Source organism: Allopontixanthobacter sp. (assembly GCF_034376665.1).
Lineage (GTDB): Bacteria > Pseudomonadota > Alphaproteobacteria > Sphingomonadales > Sphingomonadaceae > Allopontixanthobacter.
Genome location: NZ_JAXMJI010000083.1, coordinates 12,678 through 37,834 on the forward strand (window position 1 = coordinate 12,678; position 25,157 = coordinate 37,834).

Sequence of the window (25,157 nt, forward strand, 5' to 3'; positions counted from 1 at the left end):
CCGCCGACGCCTCAGGTGTTTGCGGCCAGATCCACGATCGCCTGCCTGTATTCGCGCTCCAGCCGGTCGACGCGTTCCGCCACGGTGTCCACCCGGTCGACCATGCCAACGCCCTGGCCCGACCCCCAGATGTCTTTCCACGCCTTGGCTTTGCTATTTCCGCCCGATCCAAAATTCATCGCGCTGGGATCGCTGGTCGGCAGGTTTTCCGGATCCAGCCCGGCTTTCTCGATAGAACCGCGCAGGTAATTACCGTGAACCCCGGTGAACAGATTGGTATAGACGATATCTGCCGCCTTGCTGTCGACGATTTCCTGCTTGTAGGCATCGTCAGCGTTGGCTTCCCTGGTCGCGATCCAGGGCGAGCCGATATAGGCGAAATCGGCGCCCATGGCCTGCGCCGCAAGCACCGAACGACCGTGAGAGATCGAACCCGATAGCGCGACCAGCCCACCGAACCAGCTGCGGATTTCCTGCATCAGGGCGAAGGGCGATTGCACCCCGGCATGGCCGCCGGCACCGGCAGCAACCGGGATCAGGCCGTCGGCACCTTTCTCGATCGCCTTGCGGGCGAATTTGTCGTTGATGATGTCGTGCAGAACGATGCCGCCCCAGCTATGCGCCGCGTCGAACACTTCCTCCCGCGCGCCGAGCGAAGTGATCATCATCGGCACCTGCCACTTGCCGCACATGGCGATGTCTTCTTCCAGCCGGTTGTTGCTGCGGTGGACAATCTGGTTGACGGCATAGGGCGCGGCGGGCCGATCGGGATTTTCCCGGTTATGCGCTGCCAGTTCCTCGGTGATCTGGTGCAGCCATTCGTCAAGCTGCGAAACCGGCCGGGCGTTCAGCGACGGGAACGAGCCGACAATACCCGCCTTGCATTGCGCGATCACCAATTCGGGGCCCGACACGATGAACAGCGGCGAGCCGATGATAGGCAGGCGAAGGCGGTCGAAGGGGGCAGGTAACGCCATGGATTGCTCCGTTGCTTAATGAAACTTGTTTGCAGGCTTATGCGGCAAAATGCGCCTTGTCGATACGGATAGGATACTTTGGATTGAGGTGCTGTGATCCGGGATCAAACCAGCAATTCCTCGATTCCGTAAAAACGCGCGGCTGACCCTGCGTAAAGCGCCCGCTTTTCATCCGCCGATGCGCCTGCGGTGATCCGCTTGAATGCATTCCACAGCACCGGATAACTCGCGCCCCACCGGTCCACCGGATAGTTGCTTTCGAACATTGCGCGCTCGGGGCCGAAGGATTCGATGCAGGTTTCGATATAGGGCCGCCACAATTCGGCGAGCGCCTGCGATCCGGTGCCCTTGGCCGGACCGTCCTCCGGCATCCCGCAGAATGCCATCGCGAGACCGCCCAGCTTGACCGAAACATTGGGGCTTTCGGACAACCGCCGGATTGCCTTGCGCCAGCGGTCGAAATTCCGGGACAATTTGCCGCGGTACGAAGCGATGCCCAGCGGCGTTCCGCAATGGTCGAGGACAATCGGCTGGTCGGGAAACTTGCGGGCGAGGGCGATTACATCGACCAACTGCGGCTCCAGCACCCAGGCGTCGAAAGTGAGTCCGAATTTGCCGAGTTGGGCGAAACCTTCCTGGAACTGGTCGCTGGCCAGCAGCCCCTCGGGCGCGTGGAACGGCGGGCCGAGCGTCTCGGGATCGCTGTCCCATGCGCCGGAATGGCGAATACCGCGGAACCGCCCGCCGCCCGCGGCGATCATCCGCTCCAGTACGGGCGCAGCGCCGTCACCCAGCAGCATATCGGCATGGCCGACGATTGCCGCGCAGGCCCGCACTTTGCCGTACAACCCGCTCGCGCTCTGCGCCGCGACACCGTTGACGAACTCGACCTCGCCAACGGGCTTGAAGGCCTCTTCGGCGTCAGCGCGGTAGAAGGCACCGCATTCCATGAACACCGTGCCAATGATGTTATGGCCGGACGACAAATCCGCCTGCAATTGGTCAAACGCGTAATAGGGCGCGCCGGCGATTGTCGCGATGAAGGGGTGCCGCGGCTCGGGAAACATCGGGAGCAGGGGCCTCAGATCCCACAGATGATGATGCGGATCGATGATCGCGAGTTCGGGTTCGAGAATGCTTTCGGTCAAACTTCGCTCTCCATTTCGCTGCAGGACCTACACCAAATTCTGCCGGCGCATAGAGTGTTGACCATGTGTCAGCCCGCGACCGCAGAATTCGCCGCGCTTAACACCGCACGGACGCTGGCGGTTGCGATATCCTCGTCGATGCCGCAGCCCCAGATCGTCCGGCCATTGGCGGTCCTGCATTCGAGATAGGCGGCGGCATTCGCGTCGGTCCCCGCACCAAGGGCGTGCTCGGTATAATCGGTTACTTCCAACTCGACCCCGAAACTGTCGCGAATGGTGCTCATCACGCTGGAAATCAGGCCGTTGCCGCGACCGCTGACGCTCTGGGCCTTACCTTCCACTTCGATCGTGCCGGTGAAAATGCGCGTGCCATCCGCTGCGCGGCCTTCCTCGTAATCGACCAGCTGAAGGTGTTTGGGGTGGGTCCGGACGTGGTAGGCGGTGCGGAACGCGTCCCAGATATCCGCCGCGTTAAGTTCGCGCCCGAGTTCGTCCGCCATGCGCTGGACATGGGGGGCGAAATCGGCCTGCATTTTCTTGGGCAGCTTGAGGCCCTGGTCCTGTTCCAGCACCCAGGCAAACCCGCCTTTGCCGCTTTGTGAATTGACCCGGATGACCGCTTCGTAACTGCGGCCCAGATCGGCCGGATCGATCGGCAGATAGGGCACCCGCCACGCCTCGTCATTCTGGGTTTCGCGCGCGGAAAATCCCTTCTTGATTGCGTCCTGATGGCTGCCGGAAAATGCGGTGAACACCAATTCGCCGCCATAGGGGTGGCGCTGGTGGACAGGCAGTTCGTTGCAATATTCGACCGTCTCGATCACCCGGTCGATGTCAGAGAAATCCAGACCCGGGTCGATCCCTTGCGTGTACATATTGAGCGCAACCGTGACGAGGCAGCAATTGCCGGTCCGCTCGCCGTTGCCGAACAGGCAGCCTTCCACCCGGTCCGCACCGGCCATCAGGCCCAGTTCCGCCGCCGCGACGCCGGTGCCGCGGTCGTTATGCGTATGCAGGCTGATCACCGCTGCATCGCGGTTCGGCAAATTGCGGCAGAAATATTCGATCTGGTCGGCATAGATATTGGGCGTTGCCGCCTCCACCGTGGCGGGCAGGTTGAGGATTATCGGGCGTTCGCGCGTGGGCCTCAGCACGTCCATCACCGCCTCGCAAACCTCGATGCTGAAATCGAGCTCGGCGGTGGAGAAGGTTTCCGGACTATACTGGAAATGCCAGTCGGTGGCGGGCCGCGCGGCGGCTTCGTCCCGCATGATCTTCGCCCCGTCGACCGCGATCTGGCGCACTTCATCCTTGCTCATGCGGAACACGATGTCACGCCATGCCGGGCTGACCGCATTGTACATATGGACCACGGCGGCGTGGACGCCGTCGAGGCTGTCGAAGGAAGTGCGGATCAGATCCTGCCGCGACTGGGTCAGAACCTGCACCGTGACATCCGCAGGAATGCTCCCGGAATCGACCAGACCGCGGATGAAGTCGAATTCGGTCGCGCCCGCGCTGGGGAAGCCGACTTCGATTTCCTTGACTCCGATTTCGACCAGAAGATTGAAGAAGCGCCGCTTCTTGAGCGCGTCCATCGGGTCGACAATTGCCTGATTGCCGTCCCGCAAGTCGGTGGACAGCCAGCGCGGCGGCTTGGTGATGGTGCGCGAGGGCCATTGGCGGTCCGGCAAATGGATCGGAGCGAAGGGCGAGTATTTACGCGAAGGTTCGCGAAGCATGGACATGGGAAAGTTCTCTGACGAAGGAAAATGTCGGGACGGAGCTACCCTTGGGCGACCCGGCGCGCCGCATCAGGCACCGCCGTACATCACGCCCAAGGGCGGATAAGTCGTAGGTGCATGTCCAACTGCATCGTCATGCCGCCGCTATGTGCAATTAAACGTCCGCTGTCCAGCCCGCGCGCGCAAGTTTGTTCCGTGATTGCGCGCGCGGAGTGGTGCGGACGGCTCGGTTACTGCTTTTCGAACGCCGCCGAAATGTCGAGTTCAACCTCGTCCGAAACCAGCGGAATGCCGTAGGCAACGCCGAATTCCGAGCGCTTGATCGTTGCGCTGCCTTCGAAGCCCAAGGTTTCCTTCTTGTTCATTGGATTGACACCCGCACCGCTGAATTCCGCGTCGATCGTGACCGGACGGGTGACACCGTTCAAGGTCAAATCCCCGGTAATCTCGGCAGTTGTGTCCCCGGTTCGCCGCACCGCGGTGGAAACGAACCGCGCCGGGACGGGGTCGGCACCGAAGAAGTCAGGGGCGGCGCCATCCTTGCCGGGGCGCAGCAGATGATCCCGCAAGCCATCGCTGGCAACTGTGACCATCCCGACCGGGACGGAGATATCTACCTTGGCCGATTCGACATTGGCGGGATCCAGCTGCAGCGTGCCTTCGGCCGAACCGAACAGGCCCAGATAATCGTTGAAACCGAAGTGGTTTGCGCGCCAGCCGACCAGCGTGTGCGCGGGATCAACAGCGTAGGTACCGGCGGTCACCCGCGATGCATCCATGGCGCCCGGAACCTGCGGCGGTGAATTCTGAGCGGACAGGGTGGCCACGCCGCCAAGGGCAAGGGCAGCGGCGAAGGCGGTTAACAGCGTGGGGGTCTTCATGGGTAACTCCATCAATATTCGGGGGGCAAGTATCGCGGATCGTTACCATAAACCTACCCGCAGCGGAAATCCCGGATCACCCCGCCTGCATCCAGCATTACGTTCAACCGATTGTTGTTGAAGTCCTGCGTGTACATCTCACCCGGCCGGATGTACCGGATTCCGCCGCGCGGCTCCGCTTTTTCGGTGATCGCCTGACGTACCTGCGCGCTGTCGGGCTGCCCTAAAAATTCTGCGGCCACGGTTGCGCCGCATGAACTGGCGGACGGATCGGTGGGGGTGCGCGGTTCCATCGGGCCGGGAGCTGCACCGGGCAGGGGGGTGGACACGGCGGGAGAGCCCTGCGGCGCTGGGCCGGTTGCCGACGCGCTTTGCCCTGTGCCATTTATCCGTGCAGCGTAATCCTCAGCGGTTTCGCTCTGTTCCGCCGCCCCGCCGCAGGCAGCCAGCAGGGCGAAAGCGGGAAGGGGAAGCAGGCAGATGCGGGAAAATTTACGAAAGATTGTCGTCACAACAAGACTCCTCAAGGTTCCTGCCCTGTCCGCTCCCCCGATGTCAGTATTATGACAATTATCCGGCCAGACTAATTCTTGGCCTTGTCGACCAGCTGGTTCTTGGCGATCCATGGCATCATCGCCCGCAATTCCGCGCCAACCTGCTCGATCTGATGCGCGGCAGCGGCCTTGCGGCTTGCCTTGAGTTCGGGTTGGCCAGCGCGGTTGTCGAGCACGAAATCCTTAACGAACCTGCCGGCCTGGATGTCCTGCAGCACGCGCTTCATTTCCGCCTTGGTTTCGGCGGTGATGATCCGCGGCCCGGTCTTGATGTCGCCATACTCGGCGGTGTTGCTGATCGAATAGCGCATGTTGGCGATGCCGCCTTCATACAGCAGATCGACGATCAGCTTGGTTTCGTGGAGGCATTCGAAATAGGCCATTTCCGGCGCGTATCCGGCTTCGACCAGAGTTTCGAACCCGGCCTGGATCAGATGGGTGATCCCGCCGCACAGCACAGCCTGCTCGCCGAACAGATCGGTTTCGCATTCCTCGCGGAAGGTCGTCTCGATGATCCCGCTGCGGCCGCCGCCCACGGCAGAGGCGTAGGACAGGGCTAGGGCGTGGGCGTAATTGTTGCCGCTGGTGCCTTCGGCCTCCTGCGCCACAGCGACGAGGCAGGGCACGCCGCCGCCCTTCACATATTCGCTGCGCACGGTGTGGCCGGGGCCCTTGGGGGCAACCATGAACACGTCGAGATCGGCGCGCGCCTCGATCAGGCCGAAATGCACATTGAGCCCGTGGGCGAAGGCCAGCGCCGCGCCGGATTTCATGTTCGCCGCCAGATCGTGGGCGTAAATCGCCGCTTGGTGCTCGTCGGGCGCGAGCACCATGACCACATCGGCCCATTTCGCCGCATCGGCGTTGGACATCACCTTGAATCCCGCCGCCTCCGCCTTCGCCGCGGTCGCCGATCCTTCACGCAAGGCAATGGCGATGTCGCCGACACCGCTGTCGCGCAAGTTCTGTGCATGGGCGTGGCCCTGGCTGCCATACCCGACGATGGCGATTTTCTTGCCCTTGATCAGGTCCTGATCGGCATCGGCGTCGTAAAAAACTTTCATTATATTCCCATTCTCACGGCTTCCCGGCAACGGCCGGGATCTGGTTCAATTATCTCTGGCCTGTGGATTACGCCCCGGTCGATGCAGGGGCAACGAATCTCTCAGGTCCCATCGGCCCCGCGCATCATCCCGGCAACGCCGGTCCGCCCGACTTCGACCAAGCCGAGTTCGCGCATCAGGGCAATGAAGCTGTCGATCTTGTCCGGAGAGCCGGTCAGTTCGAAGATGAAGCTGGAGGTCGTGGTGTCGACCACCTGCGCGCGGAACACGTCCGCCAGCCGCAGTGCCTCGACTCGGTGTTCGCCGGTCCCAGCGACCTTGATCAGTGCAAGTTCGCGTTCGACGTGCTTGCCGGCTTCGGTCAGGTCGACCACCTTGTGCACCGACACCAACCGTTCCAGCTGTGCACGGATCTGGTCGATCACTTCAGGCGGGCCCTGGGTCACGATGGTAATCCGGCTGACGGCGTGGTTTTCCGAAATATCGGCCACGGTCAGGCTGTCGATATTATAGCCGCGCGCGGTGAACATACCGGCGATCCGCGCGAGGATGCCTGCCTCGTTATCGACGGTCACGGTCAGAACGTGCCGCTCTGCTGCTGCCTGCTGGATCTTCATAAGTTTACTCCTCCCGCCCCTCGAGGGGAGGGATAGCGAGACTTGGCAGCTTGCTGCCTGGTCGCAGCAGGGTGGGGCTTGCAGCCCCAACGAGCCTGGCGGCTCGCCCCCACCCCTTGATCCCCTCCCCTGAAGGGGAGGGGGAATTGAAGCAAGCACCTGTCATCACACCAACGCCTTTGCTTCATCGTCCATCGTGCCGCTGGCCTTGTCGCCGTACATCAGCATGTCGGTATGGGCCGAGCCGCTGGGAATCATCGGGTAGCAATTGGCATCTTTCGACACCTGGCAATCGACGATCACCGGCCCGTCATGCGCCAGCATCGCTTCGATCCCGGCGTCGAGGCCGGTCTGTTCGGTGATACGGATGCCCTTCCAGCCATAGGCTTCGCCGAGCCGGACGAAATCGGGCAGGCTGTCCGAATAGCTGTTGGAATAACGGCTTTCATAAGTCAGTTCCTGCCACTGACGGACCATGCCCATATATTCATTGTTGAGGATGAATATCTTGACCGGCAGGCGGTACTGGCTCGCCGTGCCCAGTTCCTGGATATTCATCTGGATCGAGGCTTCGCCGGCAATATCGATCACCAGCGCATCGGGATTGCCCAATTGCGCACCGATGGCCGCGGGCAGGCCGTATCCCATCGTGCCAAGGCCGCCGCTGGTCAGCCATTTGTTGGGCCCGAAGAACCTGAAATATTGCGCCGCCCACATCTGGTGCTGGCCAACCTCCGTAGTGATGATCGGTTCCCGCTCCCGAGTGAGGGCGAACAGCCGCTCCACCGCGAGTTGCGGCATGATGGCGTCCTTGCGTTCAGGATAGGCGAGGCTTTCGCGCGCGCGCCATCCGGCGATGCGGGCTTTCCACTCGCCAAGATCGCGAGCCTTGCGGTTGCCCCAGGCGGAGATCAGCTGTTCCAGCACGGTGGCGCAATCCCCCACGATGCCGAGATCGACCGGGATGATCTTGTTGATCGAAGCGCGGTCGATATCGATGTGAATCTTGGTGGAATCGGGCGAAAACGCATCGAGCCGTCCGGTCACCCGGTCATCGAACCGCGCGCCGACGCAGATCATCACATCGCAGCGGTTCATCGCCATATTGGCCTCGAAAGTCCCGTGCATCCCGAGCATACCCAGCCAATCGGGATGATCCGCCGGAAACGCGCCGAGACCCATCAAGGTCGAGGTTACCGGGGCGCCGGTCAAATCCTGCAACTGGCGCAGCAACGCACTCGCGCGCGGCCCGGAATTGATGATCCCGCCACCGGTGTAGAAAACCGGCGCTTCGGCCTTGCTCATCAATTCGATGGCCTGGGCGATCAGGCCGGGTTCGGCCACCGTCTGCGGTTGATAGCGGGCGGAGGCGAGGGTGGCTGCCGGCTTATCGCCGAATTCCGCCTGCGCGATCTGCACGTCCTTGGGAATGTCGATCAGCACCGGACCGGGCCGACCGGTGGTCGCGATGCGGAACGCCTCGGCGATGGTCGGGGCCAGGTCGGCGGGGTCTTTGACGAGGTAATTATGCTTCGTGCAATGGCGGGTGATGCCGATGGTGTCGGCTTCCTGAAATGCGTCGGTTCCGATCAGGGCGGTGGGGACCTGTCCGGTGATGATTACCAGCGGGATCGAATCCATGAAGGCATCGGCAATGCCGGTGACCGCGTTGGTCGCACCGGGGCCGGAGGTGACCAGCACCACGCCGGGCTTGCCGGTGGACCGGGCGTAGCCTTCCGCCGCGTGCGCCGCGCCGGCTTCGTGCCGCACCAGAATGTGGCGGATGCGCTGATCGGCGAACAATTCGTCATAGATCGGCAGCACCGCACCGCCCGGATAGCCGAAGATGAATTCGACACCCTGCTGAACGAGACACTCGATCAGGATCGCCGCGCCGCTGCGCTCGCTATTGCTACTCTGGCCCGGTGCTGGGCTGGACATGATCTTCTCCAACGAATGTGGCCCGGAAGCACCCCTGAAAACGGGAGCAGTGACCGGACCATGGGGGCGCACCTACGGAAACAAAAGTATCGTGTCAACCTAAACTAGTGTAATAATCTTGCGAATAGTGTGTCAATTGAGTCATTATCCAACATTGTGCGTGGCCAATCTTCCGGTGGCTGGTTGCGGAACCACGTATATTGCCGCTTGGAATACTGCCGCGTGGCAAGCTGTCCGGCAGCAATCATCGCTTCTTCGCTGACGTCATTACGTAACCAGGCGGCAATTTCCCTTACCCCGATCGCCCGCATGACCGGCAAGGCAGGATCAAGGTTGCGCGCCACCAGCGCCTCCACTTCCGCCGCCGCGCCCGCTTCGAGCATCGCTGTGAAACGCCGGTCGCAGCGGTCGTACAGCACGGATCGGTCCGGCAACAGGATGAGCGGATGAAGGTCGATCGCATCGCCGATTCCACCGACCTGGCGCTGCTGCCAGTGATGGAGTGGCTTGCCGGTCGAGCGGACGACTTCGAGCGCCCGGGCGGTGCGGCTGTTGTCCGCCGGCGCAAGTTTCCCCGCGGCAAACGGGTCCTCATCCAGCAGGAAACGCCGCGCTTCGGATTGCGGCAGGGCGCGAACTTCCGCCCGGATCTCCGTGTCGATCTCCGGAATCGGGGCAATTCCGTCGAGCAAGGTGCGCAGATAGAGACCGGTCCCGCCGACCAGTATCGGGACCCCGCCTTCGCGGTGCAGTGCGGCTATTTCGCGCTTCGCCGCTTCCGCCCAGTTCCCTGCGGAACATGGCTGCGCGCCATCCCACGTGCCGAACAGGCGGTGGTCGGTGCCGCGCATTTCATCCTCGGAGGGGCGGGCGCTGAGCACTTGCAAATCGCGATAAACCTGCGCGCTGTCGGTGTTGATCACCGCTGCCTTGCGGCCCCGTTTGCCGAGCGCCAGCGCAAGCTCGACCGCCAGATCGCTCTTGCCGCTCGCGGTCGGCCCTGCAATGAGCGCCACCGGCGGACGCTCTGACGAGATCACGTCGGCTATATTCGAAGGAGATTCCCTGGTGCTCATCGCCCGCCTGATAGCAGACCCTGCCGCGCTGGAAACACGGCTCGATGCAGCTGTGGACGCTTTGGCGGCGGCCGATATGCGTGTGGCCATGGCGCGGATGCTGGATTTTTGCAGCGATGTGATGGAGATTGCCCTGCCGGAAGGCGACCCTGCGGCGCTGCGCCGGATTCTGGACGAGCATTTCTCCCCGTCCGACCTGCTGGTGTCCCAAGCCGAAATCCAGGTGCCGCATTTGTTCGTATCGGACATGGATTCCACCATGATCGGCCAGGAATGCATCGACGAGCTCGCCGATTTTGCGGGTTTGAAGGACCGCGTTTCCGATATCACCGAGCGCGCGATGCGGGGCGAGCTGGATTTCGTCTCGGCTCTCAACGAACGTGTCGGCCTGCTTGGCGGTTTGGACGAGGACGCGATCCGGCAATGTCTTGGTGACCGGATCACGGCGGTGCCCGGTGCCCGGACACTCGTCGCCACCCTGAAGGCGCGGGGGTGCCGCACCGTTCTTGTCACGGGAGGGTTTCACCATTTCGCCGATCCTGTCGGCGAGATGCTCGGGTTCGATCGGGTGGTCGGCAACCGGCTTGGGGTCGCAGATGGTAATCTGACCGGCGGGCTCGACGGCGCGATTGTGGACAGTTCGGTGAAGGAAGCGGTGCTGCGCGGCGAGATGGGCGAATTGGGTGACTCAGCCATCAGCCTTGCGACGGGTGACGGTGCGAATGACATACCAATGCTGCAGGCAGCGAGTTACGGGCTGGCCTACCGCGCAAAGCCGAAGGCGCGGGCAGCGTCCGATGGCTGGATCGATCGCGGTGACCTGACCGCGATTCTATCCCTGCTGGGCATTCCGCAAAGCGAATGGGTGAACGGATAATTCGTGGGCGGAGTTTGGTCTGGAAACGTTAATCAAGTGACGCTATATTGACATCACTGTCAGTAAGGGCCCGAAATGAACGCAACGACTTCCCTGCAATCCGCCGCTTCCGCGCAGCGCAATGATGTCGCGCGGGATGGGACGATCTTCCTCCATCCCGGCCGCGTGCCCCTGCGCACCCGGCCACTGAAGGCGATCGGGCACTGGAACGAGTTGATGAAGAACAAGGAGAATACCGAGGAGGTATTCCACATCTTCGAATGTTTTCCTTCGGGCAATTTCCTCCCCCGCGCCCGCGCATTCACGTTGAGCGAGAAGGGCCAGGCGATCCGTGCTTCGGAACCGTACCTGCCCGATATTCTTGACGATCACGCGGCGCTGCGCAGATTGCCCGATGGCACCGTTGCCCACGCCTATGTCGATTTCATGGAGCGGGAAGGGCTGTCCGCTGCAGGACTGGTCGCGGAACATGACCGTTTTCGCGGTGACCGCCCGCGGTTCGACGATCTGGTCGAATGGTTCTCAAACCGCCAGCGAGACGTCCACGACATGCTCCATGTCCTGACCGGTTACGGGCGCGATGCGCTGGGCGAACAATGCGTTCTGGCGTTTACCTACAGCCAGCAGCCGTCCTTCGCGCATCTGTTCATCGCCTATGCCGGCGGGCTCAATATCAAGAAGCAGGTCAAAACCACCGCGCCGGTGTTCAAAGCCGTGACCGAGGCCAAACGGCTCGGCAAAGCTTGCCCGCGCGTGGTCGAAATGCCGATCCGTGAATTGCTTGCGATGCCGCTGGAACAGGCGCGGCGCGAAATGAACATCGGCCAGCCTGTGCATTACGCCGCCGCGCACCGCGTGTGGCAGGACGAGGCGATCGACCCGTACGATTTGCTGGGGCAGGCGAAAGCGGCCTGACGCGGCGTCATCTCCAAATTGTCAGCCATCCAATCGTCATCCCAGCGAAAGCTGGGATCGCTTTGTTTCACGCACGCACCTGGTTTTGAGCGATCCCAGCTTTCGCTGGGATGACGTCCTCGTTTGAAGAGTAGCAGTCAGATATGGCTGAGCGGTTTCTTGTTTACCGCGTGTTTCGGAACGGTAGCATCCAGCGCGGGATGGCAAGCCCTATTGGCTTCGTCATTGCGAGCATAGCGAAGCAATCCATGGCCCGACCCGGCGCTGTTCGATTCAGGTAAGTCTATGGATTGCCGCGTCGCTGCGCTCCTCGCAATGACGAAGTTTTGTGTCAGTTCTCCATCCAGTCCCGGAAGAAGCTTTCGTGGGCGGTGCGGAGATCGGTTAGGGGGACGTCGCCTACCGGAGTATCCTCTCCGTCCGTCCATGAAATCACGGGGCCGCCGGTGCTTCCAATCCATGAAGCATTTACACCAAGATTCTTGGCTCGGCTTTCAAACTCCGACCACTTATCGCGATCATTCCAAGGAAGGGTAAGAATGTATCGCCCCTGATCTTCTGCAAAAGCATCCTTCACCAAGTGACCCATGCTTAAGACGGATGCGCCAATCCCGCCGCTTAGTGCCATCTCGGCGAGAGCGACTGCCACTCCGCCATCCGATACATCGTGAACGGCTGATACTTCGCCTGCAACGATCAACGATCGAATGAACTCGCCGATTTTTCGCTCCTTGGCCAAATCTACTCTTGGTGGAGTGCCAGCAACGTGTCCCGCGATTTCTCGAAGCCAGAGAGATTGTCCCATCATTGAGCCAAATTCTCCGAGACTTTCGTCTTTGTCCAAATCCCTGAGAGCATTTCCGCCTAGCACGACGATTGCGTGGTCCTCAGCCTTGAACCCCATCGTCATCATCGCGGAATAATTCTCGATGATCCCGACCCCGCCAATCGCGGGCGTAGGAAGAATGGCACTCCCGCCGCCGGTCGCCTTGCTCTCGTTATACAGGCTGACGTTGCCGCTCACGATCGGGAAATCGAGCGCGCGGCAGGCGTCGCCCATGCCTTCGAGACAGCCGACGAATTGGGCCATGATCTCGGGGCGCTGGGGATTGGCGAAATTGAGGCAGTTGGTGATCGCCAGCGGACGCGCGCCCACTGCGCAAAGGTTGCGATACGCCTCGGCCACCGCCTGCTTTCCGCCTTCGTAGGGGTCGGCATAGCAATAGCGCGGCGTGCAATCAGTGGTCATCGCCAGCGCTTTTCGTGTGCCGTGAACCCGCACCACCGCCGCATCGCCGCCGGTCTGCAGCGTGTCCGCGCCGACCTGGCTGTCGTACTGCTCCGCAATCCACCGCCTGCTGGCGAGCGCGGGGCTGGCCATCAGCTTGAGCAGATCCGCGCCGATATCGGTGCTTTCGGGAATTTCGCCGAGCGGTTTGACCTGCGCCCACGCCTTGTATTCTTCTTTCGAGGCGTAAGGCCGCTGATATTCCGGTGCGTCTTCGGCGAGCGGGCCGAGCGGGATGTCGCACACCACCTCGCCATCGAATTCGAGAACCATGTGGCCGCCCTCGGTCACTTCGCCGATCACCGCGAAATCGAGTTCCCATTTGTGGAAAATCGCCTCAGCCATCGCTTCCTTGCCCGGCTTCAGCACCATCAGCATCCGTTCCTGGGATTCCGACAGCATCATCTCGTAAGGGGTCATCCCTTCCTCACGGCAGGGCACCTTGTTCATGTCGAGCCGGATGCCGACCTTTCCGTTGGTGGCCATTTCGACGCTGGACGATGTCAGACCCGCCGCGCCCATATCCTGGATCGCGACGATGGCATCGGTCGCCATCAGTTCCAGACACGCCTCGATCAGCAGTTTCTCGGTGAACGGATCGCCGACCTGCACCGTGGGCCGCTTGGCATCGGAATCATCGTTGAAATCGGCGCTGGCCATGGTCGCGCCGTGAATGCCGTCGCGGCCGGTCTTGCTGCCGACATAGACGATCGGATTGCCCACGCCGGTAGCCGCGCTGTAGAAAATCTTGTCCTGATCCGCGACGCCCACGGTCATCGCGTTGACCAGAATATTGCCGTCATAGGCCGGGTCGAAATTGGTCTCCCCACCCACGGTCGGCACGCCCACGCAATTGCCGTATCCGCCGATGCCCGCGACCACGCCCTTGACCAGATGTTGCATCTTGGGGTGCTCGGGCCGCCCGAACCGCAGCGCGTTGAGATTGGCGATCGGCCGCGCGCCCATGGTGAACACATCGCGCAGGATACCGCCAACGCCCGTCGCCGCGCCTTGATAAGGTTCGATGTAGGACGGGTGATTGTGGCTCTCCATCTTGAAGATGGCCGCCTGGTTATCGCCAATATCGATCACGCCGGCGTTCTCGCCCGGGCCGCAGATCACCCACGGAGCTTCGGTCGGCAGCTGCTTCAGGTAGAAGCGCGAGGATTTATAGCTGCAATGTTCCGACCACATGACCGAGAAGATGCCCAGTTCCAGCAGATTCGGCTCGCGCCCCATCGCCGCCAGCACACGGTCGTATTCTTCCAGATTGAGGCCGTGAGCCTCGACTATCTCAGGGGTAATTTCCGACATCGCCTGCCCTTAGCGGGGGCAAGCGACTGCCGCTAGCCCCGCAGGCGCTGGTGACGGCGGGTTGTCCCCACCCAGTAGGCCAAAAACGTCACCACTCCCAAGGTCGCCATTGCCGCCAGCAACACGGCCGGCCCAACCTCTGCTGGTTGCGGACCGAACCAGCTGGCGAACTGCACCGTCAACATCACGCCCAGAAGGATGAACGGAGGCAAGGTCGGCCCTCGTGTCCTGCGGACATACCAGGTGAAAGCGGCAAGGGTGATGCCCAGCTCAAGGGGAATTTCGATCAGTGGGTAATTCCACAAACCGAGACCGATCGGCGGCGGTGCGCCCGTCAGTGTCAAGTCGGGGCGGTGCACCAGCAGATCGAGGAACCAATGAGAGATTACCACCGCGCCCGCGATCAATGCTCCGGTGAAATTCTTCTGCCATGCGAAAACGACCAGTGCGAAGGCCGCCCCCCAGATTGCCGCCCCCAGCAGGCTGTGGGTATAGGGCATGTGGTACAAATCCATTGAATTCATCGCGGTTATGCCCGGGACGATACGAAGCTTCTCGACGCCCACCAAGGCCAGGATGGCGAATCCCCAATCGACCAGCTGTCCGGCGACAAACAGGGTGCCGAGCTTCGGTGCCTTTGGCGAAATGGCGGCGGCGGCAAACGCGGGCGCCCAATGACCGATGAACACCGGCCTAGGCGACTTTTTGCACGGCGAGAGTCGCGATCGCGGCCGCGACGCAGGTGGCGAAAGCACCCCACAATATATCGACAAGGGTAATCTGCACCGGCCACACTTTCATCGTCGCCTGGTTGGTCAGATCATAGGTCGCATAGCACAGCGCGCCGAGCAGCGCCCCGTTGAGCGCGGCAATCGCGGGACCGCCGGTCAGTCCGGGCCGGACCGCGAACCAGATGATGCCCGCGATATAGGCAGCGTAGAACACCAGCGCCGGTGCCAAGCGGAAATTCTCCGCCAGCAGCTCGCCGAGGTTGGGCCGGTAGAAATTGGGCCCCGCCCACCTCAGCCAGATGGCATCCAGCACGCCGAACGAAATGGCCGCTGCGGCATAGGCAATAATCCACTTCATATTGGCTCCCCCCGAGCGCTAATGCGCTGTCGCAACTTGACCTCGCCACGGGGCGCGGTCAATGCTCCATCGCCATGGCAGACAATACTCCCGATATTTCGGAAATGACCTTCGAAGCCGCGCTCGGCGCGCTGGAAGACGTGGTGCGCCGGCTGGAAAGCGGCGAGGTGCCGCTCGACGAATCGATCAGCCTCTACGAGCGCGGGGAAGCACTTCGCCAGCATTGCCAGGCGCGGCTCGATGCGGCGCAGGCACGGATTGAAAAGATCGTCGCGGGGGCCGACGGCAAGCCCAGCGGCACCGCACCGTTCGACGCGGCCACCTGAGGTGAACCTCGTTATGACAGGCGGAGACATTCTCGCCGAAGGGTTGAGCCGGATCCAGGCCGAAGTGGACGAGACATTCGACGCTTTGTTGCCGGTTCCGGACGATACGCGCGCAGGATTGGTAGAGGCCATGCGTTATGCCGCGATCCCGGGCGGCAAGCGAGTCCGCCCGCTGCTGCTGGCCGCGACTGCGGGGCTGTTCGGGGTGGACCGCCATGCCGCGGTCAGGGCCGGCTGCGCGGTCGAGGCGATCCATGTCTATTCGCTGATCCATGATGATCTGCCTTGCATGGACAATGACGATTTGCGCCACGGCAAGCCCACTCTGCACAAGCAATTCGACGAAGCGACAGCGGTGCTGGCTGGCGATTCGCTGCACGCGCTGGCGTTCGAAATCCTGTCCGATCACGCCACCAGCACCGATCCCTTTACCCGGTCCGAACTGATCGCCACGCTGGCAGCAGCGAGCGGAATGAACGGCATGGCAGGCGGGCAGATGATGGATATGGCCGCCGACCACCAACAATACGATCTGCGCGCCATCACCCGGCTGCAGCAACTCAAAACCGGCGCTTTGCTCGCCGCCTCGGTCGAAATGGGCGCGGTCCTGGGCAAGGTCACGATCGAAGGGCGGGCGCATCTGCGTGCCTATGCCCGCGATATCGGCCTCGCGTTCCAGATTGCCGACGACCTCCTCGACCAGGAAGGCGACGAAACCAAGGCAGGCAAGGCGCTGCGCAAGGATGACGGGCAGGGCAAGCAGACTTTCGTCACCCTGATGGGGGTGGAAGGCGCGCGCGACCAGGCCCATGCTCTGGTTGAACAGGCGGTCGGGCACCTGGCCAGCCATGGCAAGGATGCAGCGCTGCTGGCTGCGCTGGCCCGCTACATCGTGGAAAGGGACCGGTAATGGCTGCGGAACGAATTGGCATCTATCCCGGGACATTCGACCCGATCACTTTGGGTCATGCGGATATCATCCGCCGCGGCGCGAAGCTGGTCGACCGGCTGATTATCGGGGTGACCACCAATCCGTCCAAGAACCCAATGTTTTCCCCCGAGGAACGCATGGCGATGGTCGCGCGCGAGGTGTCGGACTTGGGCATCGACAATGTCGAGGTAGTCGGCTTCAACGCCTTGCTGATGAAATTCGCGCGCAAGCAGAATGCGACGGTGATCGTCCGCGGACTGCGCGCCGTGGCCGATTTCGAGTATGAATACCAGATGGCGGGCATGAACCAGCAACTCGACGACGATATCGAGACGGTGTTTCTGATGGCGGATGTCTCGCTGCAGCCGATTGCCTCCAAGCTGGTGAAGGAAATCGCCCTGTTCGGCGGCGACATCGCGCCTTTTGTCAGTCCGAAAGTGCGGGAAGACGTTGCGCGGCGGGTCGAAGGATTGGGCCAATTGGGCGATTATTGATCATTCATTGAACCGACAGCCGATGCCCGCTAGATGGACCCGCTCATCGGGCACCGGATTACGCCCCAGATTGACAGGATTATGATGTTTGAACGCCTGATCGCCGCCGGCGCGCTTGCCGCAATGGCATTTGTTCCTTTCTCCGTTTCCGCACAGGATGCTGGTGAGGAGGCACCCGCCCAATCAACTGAGCAGGCGGAAGCCGCCGAAGCCGCCGAAGCCGTGCCGGAAGTGTACCTGCCAATCAATTACGACGTGACGCAGGATCTGGAAAACATTCTTGTGCTGGATCTGTCGAATGGCGAACGGGTCATGATCCGCCTGATGCCGCAATGGACCCCGAACCATGTGGAGCGCGTGAAAACACTTGCTCGCCAGGGTTTCTATGACGGCGTGATCTTCCACCGCGTGATCGACGGCTTCATGGCGCAGACCGGTGACCCGACCGGGACCGGGCAGGGCGGATCGGAGCTTCCCGACCTGAAGGAAGAATTCAACCGGATGCCCCATCTGCGCGGCACGGTTTCGATGGCCCGCGCGCAGACAGAGGACAGCGCCAACAGCCAGTTCTTCATCACTTTCTACCCGCGTTTCTCGCTCGACAAGCGCTATACCAATTTCGGCCGGGTAATTTCGGGCATGGATGCGGTGGACAAGATTGCCCGCGGCGAACCGCCCGCCAATCCGACCCGCATTCTGCAGGCCTCGATTGCTGCGGACGGCAAGGCTCCCCCGGTGCCCGCGCTCCCGGCTCCTGCGGCTACGATCACCGCCGACATGCTCTCCGCGCCGCAAGACTGACCGGCGCGCAATGCGCGTTGACCTGTTCGATTTCGCGCTTCCGCCAGAACGGATAGCCCTGCGTCCGGCATCGCCGCGCCATTCCGCGCGGATGCTTGTCGCGCAGGGAAGCAGCGGAATTTCCGACCGGATCGTCAGCGATCTTCCGGCTTTGCTGAACCCCGGCGATGTGCTGGTTTTCAACGACACCCGCGTGATTCCGGCCCAACTCGAGGGTATCCGCGGCGTTGCTAAGATCGGCGCGACCGTGCACGAGCGGCTCGACGTGCGCCGCTTGCTGGCCTTCATTCGCAACGCAAAGCGTCTGCGCGAGGGGGACCGCATCGAGTTCGCCAGCGATGTTGCCGCGATCGCCGAACAACGCCATGCAGATGGCAGCTTCACAATCGCCTTCGAAGGCGATGAACCGGTAGAAACCCTGCTCGAACGCGCGGGCCGGATGCCCTTGCCGCCCTATATTGCCGGCAAACGCCCGACCGACGAGCGCGACAAGTCCGACTACCAGACGATTTTCGCGCGGGAGGACGGCGCCGTTGCCGCGCCCACCGCTGCGCTGCATTTCACCCCCGAACTGCTCGCTGCCCTTGATGAGGCCGGTGTCGTGCGGGAAATGCTGACGCTGCATGTCGGCGCGGGAACTTTCCTGCCCGTGAAAGCCGATGACACTGCGGACCATGCGATGCACGCCGAATGGGGCCGCATCGGCGCCGCGACTGCGGACCGGCTGAATGCCGCCCGTGCTGCGGGACACCGGGTGATCGCGGTGGGCACCACCAGCCTGCGTCTGCTCGAAAGTGCGGCTGGCGAAGACACCATTATCCATCCTTTCGCGGGCGATACGTCGATCTTCATCACGCCGGGTTACCGGTTCCGTGCAGTGGACGGGTTGATGACCAATTTCCACCTGCCCAAATCGACCCTGTTCATGCTGGTCAGCGCCCTCATGGGGCTGGACCGGATGCAGGAAATCTATGCTCATGCGGTCGAAACCGAATACCGGTTCTACAGTTACGGCGATTCCAGCCTGCTCATCCCATAGGCAGAGCTTGCATTTCCAGCTCGCATCGCCACTAATTGAGCGGTGAGCGAACCCATCCTCGAAATCGAAAATCTGACCAAGGTCTTTGCCGGCGGCTTCAAGGCGCTGGATGCAGTCGACCTGAAAATTGCTAAGGGCGAGATTTTCGCGCTGCTGGGCCCCAATGGCGCGGGCAAGACCACACTGATCGGTGCGGTGTGCGGGCTTGTCCGTCCGACCTCCGGCACCATCCGCGCATTTGGCGATGATCTGTCGCATAACTGGCGATCCGCCAGGGCGCGGATCGGGCTGGTGCCGCAAGAGCTATCGACCGACATGTTCGAAGCCGTCCGGCGCGCCGTCAGTTTCTCCCGCGGCCTGTTCGGGCGTTCATCGGATCCCGCCCGGATCGAGGAGATCCTCAAGTCCCTGAGCCTGTGGGACAAGCGCGACGAGCAGATCCGCAGATTGTCCGGCGGGATGAAACGCCGGGTCCTGATTGCCAAGGCGCTGGCGCATGATCCGGAACTCCTGTTCCTCGACGAGCCCACCGCCGGGGTCGACGTGGAGCTTCGCCGCGATATGTGGCGGCTGATCGGCCGCTTGCGCGATCAGGGCGTGACCGTGATCCTGACCACGCATTATATCGAAGAAGCCGAAGAAATGGCCGACCGCGTTGGCATCATCCGTGGCGGCCGGTTGCTTATGGTGGACGACAAGATGGCGATGATGGCGCGGCTCGGGCGGACGGAAGCGCACATCACGCTGGCCCGGCCGCTGGCTGCCCTGCCGCCTGCGATTGCGCGTTTTCCGGTGCATCTCGACAGCACCGGCCTCGATCTGCGTTACCGCGGCGGGGACGGGACCGGGCTGGGCAAGAAGGAAGTTGCCGAATTGACCAAGGCGCTCACCGGCGCCGATATCGATTATGTCGGTATCGAGATCCGCGATTCCTCGCTCGAGGATATCTTCGTCGGCCTGGTGGAGGACCGCGCATGATCGGCTTCAACCTGCGCGCGGCCTGGGCAATCTACGTTCGCGAAGTGATGCGCGCGATGCGCACCGCGATGCAGTCCCTGCTCGCACCGGTGCTCACCACCTCGCTCTATTTCATCGTGTTTGGCGCGGCGATCGGCGGGCGTATGGAATCGGTTGGCGGGGTCAATTACGGTGCGTTCATCGTGCCGGGCCTGCTGCTGCTGACCCTGCTCAGTGAAAGCACCAGCAACGCCAGCTTCGGGATCTATATGCCCCGGTTCACCGGCACCATCTACGAATTGCTGTCCGCCCCGGTCGGGGTTGCCGAAACGCTCGCTGGTTTCGTCGGGGCGGCGGTCACCAAATCGTTGATCCTGGCCTCGATCATCCTGCTTACCGCGACATTATTCGTCGATTACCGGATCGAACATCCGATCCTTGCGGTGGGCTATATCATGCTGGTCGCTTCGTCATTTTCGCTGTTCGGATTCATTCTCGGCATCTGGGCGGACAATTTCGAAAAGCTCAGCATTGTACCGCTGCTGTTCCTGATGCCGCTGACGTTCCTGGGCGGCACGTTCTATTCGATCGACATGCTGCCCGATCCCTGGCGCAGCATCGCGCTGGTCAATCCGATCGTCTATCTGGTGAACGGGCTGCGCTGGACCTTCTACGGCACATCGGACGTCAATATCTGGCTGTCGTTCGGGATCACCATCGGTTTCCTGACAGCCTGTGTCGCGGTGATCGCGTTCATCTTCAAAACCGGATGGCGACTCAGGACGTGAACCAGCCCCAGATCAGCCGCCCGGTCAGCCCAAGCGAGGCGATGATCATCAGCGGCCGGATTACTCGCGCGCCGTGCCGCATGGCGAAGTGCGAGCCGAGATAGCCGCCAAGCATTGCCCCCGCCGCCATCGTCAACCCTAGCAACCAGATGATCTTGCCGCCGAGGGCAAAGACAATCACCGCCGCCCAATTGGTCGCCGCGTTGAACAGCTTGGTGTTCGCCGTCGCGCGGGTCAGCCCGTGGCCGCGCAGGCCGACCAGGCTGGCGGTGAAGAATTGTCCGGTGCCCGGGCCGAAGAAACCGTCATACAGGCCGATACCGCCCGCCACCGGGGCGTATCCCCTCCGGGTCAGACGTTCCTGCGCGTCGACATCGGTCATGGAAGGGCTAAAGATCACGTAACCGGCCAGCAGCAGCAGGAAGACAGGGACGATATAGGTCAGTACGCCGGGCGAAATCTGCTGCACCAGCAGCGATCCGCCCGCCGCACCGGCAAAGGCGAGGGCGACCAGCGGCAAATTCTCCCGCACCTGCACCAGACCGCCCTTCCAGTAATTGCGGCAGGCCATGCTGGTGCCGAACACCGATTGCAGCTTGTTGGTGCCCAGCGCCAGATGTGGCGGCATTCCGGTGGCAAGCAGCGCCGGCATCATCACCAGTCCGCCGCCGCCCGCGATGGAATCGACGAAGCCGGTGAACATTGCGACCGCGAACATGACCGGGAAGAGCCACGCGGCGACTTCGAAACCTTCCAAATCTGGACCCCTTTACGTGATTGCCCATCATGGCGCCGCTCATGGCATTTGCCCCCTGTGGCCGCTGCCGCTAAGGGCCGCAAGCCCATGACCGAAACTCTCCGCCCCAGGTTCCAGTTCACCATCGCCGCCACCGACGGCAAGGCGCGCACCGGCACCATCGCCATGCGCCGCGGCGACATTCGCACGCCTGCCTTCATGCCCGTGGGAACCGCTGCAACGGTGAAGGCGATGAAGCCGGAAACCGTGCGCGCGACCGGCGCCGATATCATCCTCGGCAACACCTATCATCTGATGCTGCGCCCCGGTGCAGAGCGGGTTGCACGGCTGGGCGGGCTGCACAGATTCATGAACTGGCAGCGGCCGATCCTGACCGACAGCGGGGGCTATCAGGTGATGAGCCTGTCCGACCTGCGCAAGCTGACCGAGGAAGGGGTGGAATTCCGCAGCCATCTCGACGGGTCGAAACATATGCTTACCCCCGAACGCTCGATGGAAATCCAGCGTCTGCTCGGGTCCGACATCGTCATGGCGTTCGACGAATGCCCGCGCGCGGACCAGCCCCGCGAAGTGATCGAAGCGAGCATGGAAATGTCGATGCGATGGGCGCAGCGCAGCCGCGATGCCTTCGATGCGGGTGGGGATCATGCCGCCGGTGCCGCTCTGTTCGGCATCCAGCAGGGCGCGCTCGACGAAGAATTGCGCCGCCGCTCTGCCGATGCCCTGACCGCAATCGGCTTCGACGGTTACGCGATCGGCGGCCTCGCCGTGGGGGAAGGGCAGGAAGCGATGTTCGCCGCTCTCGACTTCGCCCCCGAACAGCTACCTGCCGACCGCCCGCGTTATCTCATGGGTGTGGGCAAGCCCGATGATCTGGTCGGCGCTGTGGAGCGCGGCGTCGATATGTTCGACTGCGTGCTGCCAAGCCGCTCCGGTCGCAACGGCCAGGCATTCACCTGGAACGGGCCGATCAATCTGCGCAATGCCCGCTTTGCGGAAGATACCGGCCCACTGGATGATCGCTGTACCTGCGCCACCTGCGGCACCTACACTCGCGCCTATCTGCACCATCTGGTGAAATCGGGCGAAATCCTCGGCGCAATGCTGATGACGGAGCACAATATTGCCTTTTACCAGCAGCTGATGCAGGCGATGCGCAATGCCATTGCGGAGGGGCGTTTCGCCGCTTTCGCCGCCAGTTTCCGGGCGACTTATGGCGCTGGGCGAAAAGAGCCGGTCTGATAGCTGTTCGGCTTGTAACTTTGAAAGCTAATCAGGCCCTATCGACAAACAGGTTGGCAGTCGGCACAGGGCGGGGATGAACGACCCGATACCCGACCCTTGCGATTGCTCCGACATGGCGCAGGTGCGCGCCGGCGTTGATCAAGTGGACCGCGAGTTGATGGCACTGCTCGCCCGGCGGTTCGGCTATATGGATGCCGCCGCGCGGATCAAGCCGGATCGCGCAGCGGTTCGTGACGAACCGCGCAAGGCTCAGGTCATCTCCGCCGCAATGGCCGACGCCCGGGAGCGCGGATTGCCGGAGACAGTGATCGGTCAGATGTGGGAAGTGCTGGTCGAAGGCTCGATCGCCTACGAATTTGCGCGGTGGGACGAAATCGACCGATAATCGCTTTCCAACGCCAAACAAAAAGGGCGGCCCCGCGAGGCCGCCCCATTTGTGTAATTCCGAAACCGATCAGCGCGAATAGAATTCGACGACCAGGTTCGGTTCCATCGTCACCGGATAGGGAACTTCGTCCAGCTTCGGAATGCGGGTGAAGGTCACCTTGTCGTTGCCGTCCACTGCGACGTAATCGGGAATATCGCGTTCGGGCAGGCTCTGCGCTTCGATCACTAGGGCCATTTCCTTGGCCTTGTCGCCCAGGCTGATGACATCGCCGAGATCGCAGCGGCGCGAGGCAACGTTGCACTTCACGCCGTTGACGCGGATGTGGCCATGGCTGACGATCTGCCGCGCGGCGAAAATCGTCGGCGCGAATTTGGCGCGGTAAACGATCATGTCGAGGCGGCGTTCGAGCAGTCCGATCAGGTTCTGGCCGGTATCACCCTTGATCCGTGCCGCTTCCTTGTAGGTGCTGCGGAACTGCTTTTCGGTCACGTCGCCGTAATAGCCCTTCAGCTTCTGCTTGGCACGCAGCTGCAGGCCGAAGTCGGAGACTTTGCTCTTGCGGCGCTGGCCATGCTGGCCGGGGCCGTAGGAACGCTTGTTGACCGGGGAATTGGGGCGACCCCAGATGTTTTCACCCATCCGGCGGTCAAGTTTATACTTCGATGCCTTACGCTTCGACATGATTCATATCCAATTTGCTATCGCCGCCACCCGAACCGTTCGAGTAGCCGACGCTTGAACCCGGTTTCGCACCATCAGACCGATTATGTCTGGTGCGGCCGCCGCTTCACCGGGGTGCGGAGCCAATTTACGAAGCGCGGCCATTAACAGGAATGGAGGTCAGGTCAAGGCTTGTGAGGCCGGATTACCGCGGTCTGCGGGCGAGGGTGGTGAGCACGCCGCGCATGGTTCTGACCTCGAGATGGTTCCAGCCAGCGCCCGTAAGCACGTTGCGCAGGTTGCGGCGGGTCATTTCCGCCCGGCTTTCCGGGAAGAAATAGTCCTTCGGTTCCAGCATCTGTTCGAAATGGGCAATCAACCCTTCCAGATCCTCCTGCGGGGCGGGGGGCAGTTGGTCGGTCACGGTCGGCTGTTCCAGCGTCTCGAATTTCGACCATTCGTAGGCACACAGAATCACCGCCTGTGCCAGATTGAGCGATGAAAATTCGGGGTTGATCGGCACGGTCAGGATCTTGCGGGCGAGCGATACATCCTGAATGTCGAGACCGGACCTCTCCGCACCGAACAGCAGCGCGCTGCGCCCTGCCGCGGCATGGATTTCCGCCGCCGCTTCTTCCGGCGAGACGACGGGTTTGGTGTCGTTCCGTCGGCGAACCGTGGTGGCATAGACATGCGAGCAGTCCGCTACGGCCTCCGCCGTGGTCGCGAAAACCTGCGCCTGTTCGATCACGATATCCGCGCCCGCGGCGGAAGGCCCCGCATCGGGATTGGGCCAGCCATCGCGCGGGGCTACCAGTCTGAGTTCGGTCAGCCCGAAATTGAGCATGGCCCGTGCTGCCTTGCCGATATTCTCGCCGAGCTGCGGGCGGACGAGAACAATGACGGGAGGCCTATGCGCGCTTTCAGTGTTCGCTGGCATCGGCACCGACATCCTGCACCGCGCTGGCAAATTCCTCGAAATCCCGGGCTTCGCTGAAGTCGCGGTACACGGAGGCGAAGCGGATATAGGCGACGCTGTCGATCTGGCGCAGGCCGTCCATCACCAATTCGCCGATGCGGGAGGAAGCGACCTCGCTTTCGCCCGCAGTTTCCACCTGCCGCTGGATGCCCGATACCAGCTGGTCGATCCGTTCCTGCGATACGCCGCGCTTGCGGCAAGCGAGAGTGACGGATTGTTCCAGCTTGCCGCGATCGAACGCCTGCCGACGCCCTTCCTGCCCATTGGCTCCGCTCTTCACCACGGTCACTTCGCGCAATTGCACGC

The 25,157-nt window shown here is 62.2% G+C and carries 27 protein-coding genes; 11 read left to right on the forward strand and 16 right to left on the reverse strand.

Translation table 11 applies throughout. The features are described from left to right. Positions 1-11: 11 nt before the first annotated feature. The 9 genes from U0988_RS08940 to miaA all read right to left on the reverse strand — a co-directional run bounded on the left by U0988_RS08940 (position 12) and on the right by miaA (position 10,003). Positions 12-977: a nitronate monooxygenase family protein gene (locus U0988_RS08940; protein WP_322292276.1), complete on the reverse strand. Its 966-nt coding sequence runs from the start codon at positions 975-977 to the stop codon at positions 12-14. Positions 978-1,081: 104 nt separating this feature from the next. Further along, the gene (locus U0988_RS08945) at positions 1,082-2,125 is read right to left on the reverse strand and encodes an amidohydrolase family protein (RefSeq protein WP_322292277.1); all 1,044 of its coding nucleotides are present in this window, start codon (positions 2,123-2,125) and stop codon (positions 1,082-1,084) included. Between the two features lie 68 nt (positions 2,126-2,193). Then, positions 2,194-3,873: a 2-isopropylmalate synthase gene (leuA, locus tag U0988_RS08950; protein WP_322292278.1), complete on the reverse strand. Its 1,680-nt coding sequence runs from the start codon at positions 3,871-3,873 to the stop codon at positions 2,194-2,196. 227 nt (positions 3,874-4,100) lie between these two features. Then, the gene (locus tag U0988_RS08955; protein ID WP_322292279.1) at positions 4,101-4,751 is read right to left on the reverse strand and encodes a YceI family protein; all 651 of its coding nucleotides are present in this window, start codon (positions 4,749-4,751) and stop codon (positions 4,101-4,103) included. Between the two features lie 53 nt (positions 4,752-4,804). Then, entirely contained in the window at positions 4,805-5,263 is a 459-nt protein-coding gene (locus tag U0988_RS08960; RefSeq protein WP_322292280.1) for an I78 family peptidase inhibitor, read from the reverse strand. 71 nt (positions 5,264-5,334) lie between these two features. Next, positions 5,335-6,369: a ketol-acid reductoisomerase gene (gene ilvC / locus U0988_RS08965; protein WP_322292281.1), complete on the reverse strand. Its 1,035-nt coding sequence runs from the start codon at positions 6,367-6,369 to the stop codon at positions 5,335-5,337. A 101-nt stretch (positions 6,370-6,470) separates the two neighbouring features. After that, complete coding sequence (gene ilvN, locus U0988_RS08970; RefSeq protein WP_322292282.1) at positions 6,471-6,986, reverse strand: acetolactate synthase small subunit; 516 nt, start codon at positions 6,984-6,986, stop codon at positions 6,471-6,473. Positions 6,987-7,151: 165 nt separating this feature from the next. Further along, entirely contained in the window at positions 7,152-8,927 is a 1,776-nt protein-coding gene (gene ilvB, locus U0988_RS08975; protein ID WP_322292283.1) for a biosynthetic-type acetolactate synthase large subunit, read from the reverse strand. A 104-nt stretch (positions 8,928-9,031) separates the two neighbouring features. Continuing rightward, positions 9,032-10,003, reverse strand: coding sequence for a tRNA (adenosine(37)-N6)-dimethylallyltransferase MiaA (gene miaA / locus U0988_RS08980; protein ID WP_322292284.1), 972 nt, complete (start codon positions 10,001-10,003; stop codon positions 9,032-9,034). On the opposite strand from miaA, the gene serB reads away from it, so the two are divergent. Both serB and U0988_RS08990 read left to right on the forward strand, forming a co-directional pair. Further along, on the forward strand, positions 9,996-10,880 hold the full coding sequence (serB, locus tag U0988_RS08985) for a phosphoserine phosphatase SerB (RefSeq protein WP_322292285.1): 885 nt from the start codon (positions 9,996-9,998) through the stop codon (positions 10,878-10,880). The genes miaA and serB overlap by 8 nt on opposite strands. A 75-nt stretch (positions 10,881-10,955) precedes the next feature. Next, entirely contained in the window at positions 10,956-11,795 is an 840-nt protein-coding gene (locus tag U0988_RS08990) for a Coq4 family protein (protein WP_322292286.1), read from the forward strand. 331 nt (positions 11,796-12,126) lie between these two features. Here the strand turns inward: U0988_RS08990 and purL are convergent, their stop codons facing one another. The 3 genes from purL to U0988_RS09005 are packed head-to-tail and all read right to left on the reverse strand — an operon-like array spanning position 12,127 to position 15,486. Continuing rightward, positions 12,127-14,397: a phosphoribosylformylglycinamidine synthase subunit PurL gene (purL, locus tag U0988_RS08995; RefSeq protein ID WP_322292287.1), complete on the reverse strand. Its 2,271-nt coding sequence runs from the start codon at positions 14,395-14,397 to the stop codon at positions 12,127-12,129. Positions 14,398-14,429: 32 nt separating this feature from the next. Beyond that, a complete protein-coding gene (locus U0988_RS09000) occupies positions 14,430-15,086 on the reverse strand; it encodes a hypothetical protein (RefSeq protein WP_322292288.1) in 657 nt (218 codons plus the stop codon). 4 nt (positions 15,087-15,090) lie between these two features. Continuing rightward, entirely contained in the window at positions 15,091-15,486 is a 396-nt protein-coding gene (locus U0988_RS09005; RefSeq protein WP_322292289.1) for a DUF2177 family protein, read from the reverse strand. Positions 15,487-15,560: 74 nt separating this feature from the next. Here U0988_RS09005 and U0988_RS09010 point away from each other — a divergent pair, with 74 nt between their 5' ends. From U0988_RS09010 to U0988_RS09040, 7 genes are all read left to right on the forward strand, one after another. Next, a complete protein-coding gene (locus U0988_RS09010) occupies positions 15,561-15,812 on the forward strand; it encodes an exodeoxyribonuclease VII small subunit (protein ID WP_322292290.1) in 252 nt (83 codons plus the stop codon). Between the two features lie 13 nt (positions 15,813-15,825). Beyond that, positions 15,826-16,722 (forward strand): farnesyl diphosphate synthase, encoded by an 897-nt coding sequence (locus U0988_RS09015; RefSeq protein WP_322292291.1) that lies wholly within the window; start codon positions 15,826-15,828, stop codon positions 16,720-16,722. Further along, entirely contained in the window at positions 16,722-17,237 is a 516-nt protein-coding gene (coaD, locus tag U0988_RS09020; RefSeq protein ID WP_322292292.1) for a pantetheine-phosphate adenylyltransferase, read from the forward strand. The genes U0988_RS09015 and coaD overlap by 1 nt, the downstream gene beginning before the upstream one ends. 84 nt (positions 17,238-17,321) lie before the next feature. Then, positions 17,322-18,038: a peptidylprolyl isomerase gene (locus tag U0988_RS09025; RefSeq protein WP_322292301.1), complete on the forward strand. Its 717-nt coding sequence runs from the start codon at positions 17,322-17,324 to the stop codon at positions 18,036-18,038. 10 nt (positions 18,039-18,048) lie between these two features. Further along, entirely contained in the window at positions 18,049-19,077 is a 1,029-nt protein-coding gene (gene queA / locus U0988_RS09030; RefSeq protein ID WP_322292293.1) for a tRNA preQ1(34) S-adenosylmethionine ribosyltransferase-isomerase QueA, read from the forward strand. Positions 19,078-19,119: 42 nt separating this feature from the next. Then, positions 19,120-20,055, forward strand: a complete 936-nt coding sequence (locus tag U0988_RS09035; RefSeq protein ID WP_322292294.1) for an ABC transporter ATP-binding protein — start codon at positions 19,120-19,122, stop codon at positions 20,053-20,055. After that, the gene (locus tag U0988_RS09040) at positions 20,052-20,822 is read left to right on the forward strand and encodes an ABC transporter permease (RefSeq protein ID WP_322292295.1); all 771 of its coding nucleotides are present in this window, start codon (positions 20,052-20,054) and stop codon (positions 20,820-20,822) included. Before U0988_RS09035 ends, U0988_RS09040 begins: the two co-directional genes overlap by 4 nt. Here U0988_RS09040 and U0988_RS09045 read toward each other — a convergent pair. Then, positions 20,812-21,579 (reverse strand): TSUP family transporter, encoded by a 768-nt coding sequence (locus U0988_RS09045; protein ID WP_322292296.1) that lies wholly within the window; start codon positions 21,577-21,579, stop codon positions 20,812-20,814. The genes U0988_RS09040 and U0988_RS09045 overlap by 11 nt on opposite strands. Positions 21,580-21,666: 87 nt before the next feature. Here U0988_RS09045 and tgt point away from each other — a divergent pair, with 87 nt between their 5' ends. Beyond that, a complete protein-coding gene (gene tgt, locus U0988_RS09050) occupies positions 21,667-22,821 on the forward strand; it encodes a tRNA guanosine(34) transglycosylase Tgt (RefSeq protein ID WP_322292297.1) in 1,155 nt (384 codons plus the stop codon). Positions 22,822-22,897: 76 nt separating this feature from the next. After that, the gene (locus tag U0988_RS09055) at positions 22,898-23,209 is read left to right on the forward strand and encodes a chorismate mutase (protein ID WP_322292298.1); all 312 of its coding nucleotides are present in this window, start codon (positions 22,898-22,900) and stop codon (positions 23,207-23,209) included. A 69-nt stretch (positions 23,210-23,278) separates the two neighbouring features. Here U0988_RS09055 and rpsD read toward each other — a convergent pair whose 3' ends face one another. From rpsD to U0988_RS09070, 3 genes are all read right to left on the reverse strand, one after another. Beyond that, complete coding sequence (gene rpsD, locus U0988_RS09060) at positions 23,279-23,893, reverse strand: 30S ribosomal protein S4 (protein ID WP_160755301.1); 615 nt, start codon at positions 23,891-23,893, stop codon at positions 23,279-23,281. A gap of 184 nt (positions 23,894-24,077) precedes the next feature. Further along, positions 24,078-24,812 (reverse strand): RNA methyltransferase, encoded by a 735-nt coding sequence (locus U0988_RS09065; protein WP_322292299.1) that lies wholly within the window; start codon positions 24,810-24,812, stop codon positions 24,078-24,080. After that, positions 24,796-25,157: ATP cone domain-containing protein (locus U0988_RS09070; protein ID WP_322292300.1), on the reverse strand; the 362-nt coding region annotated here is incomplete at its 5' end. The genes U0988_RS09070 and U0988_RS09065, both read right to left, overlap by 17 nt.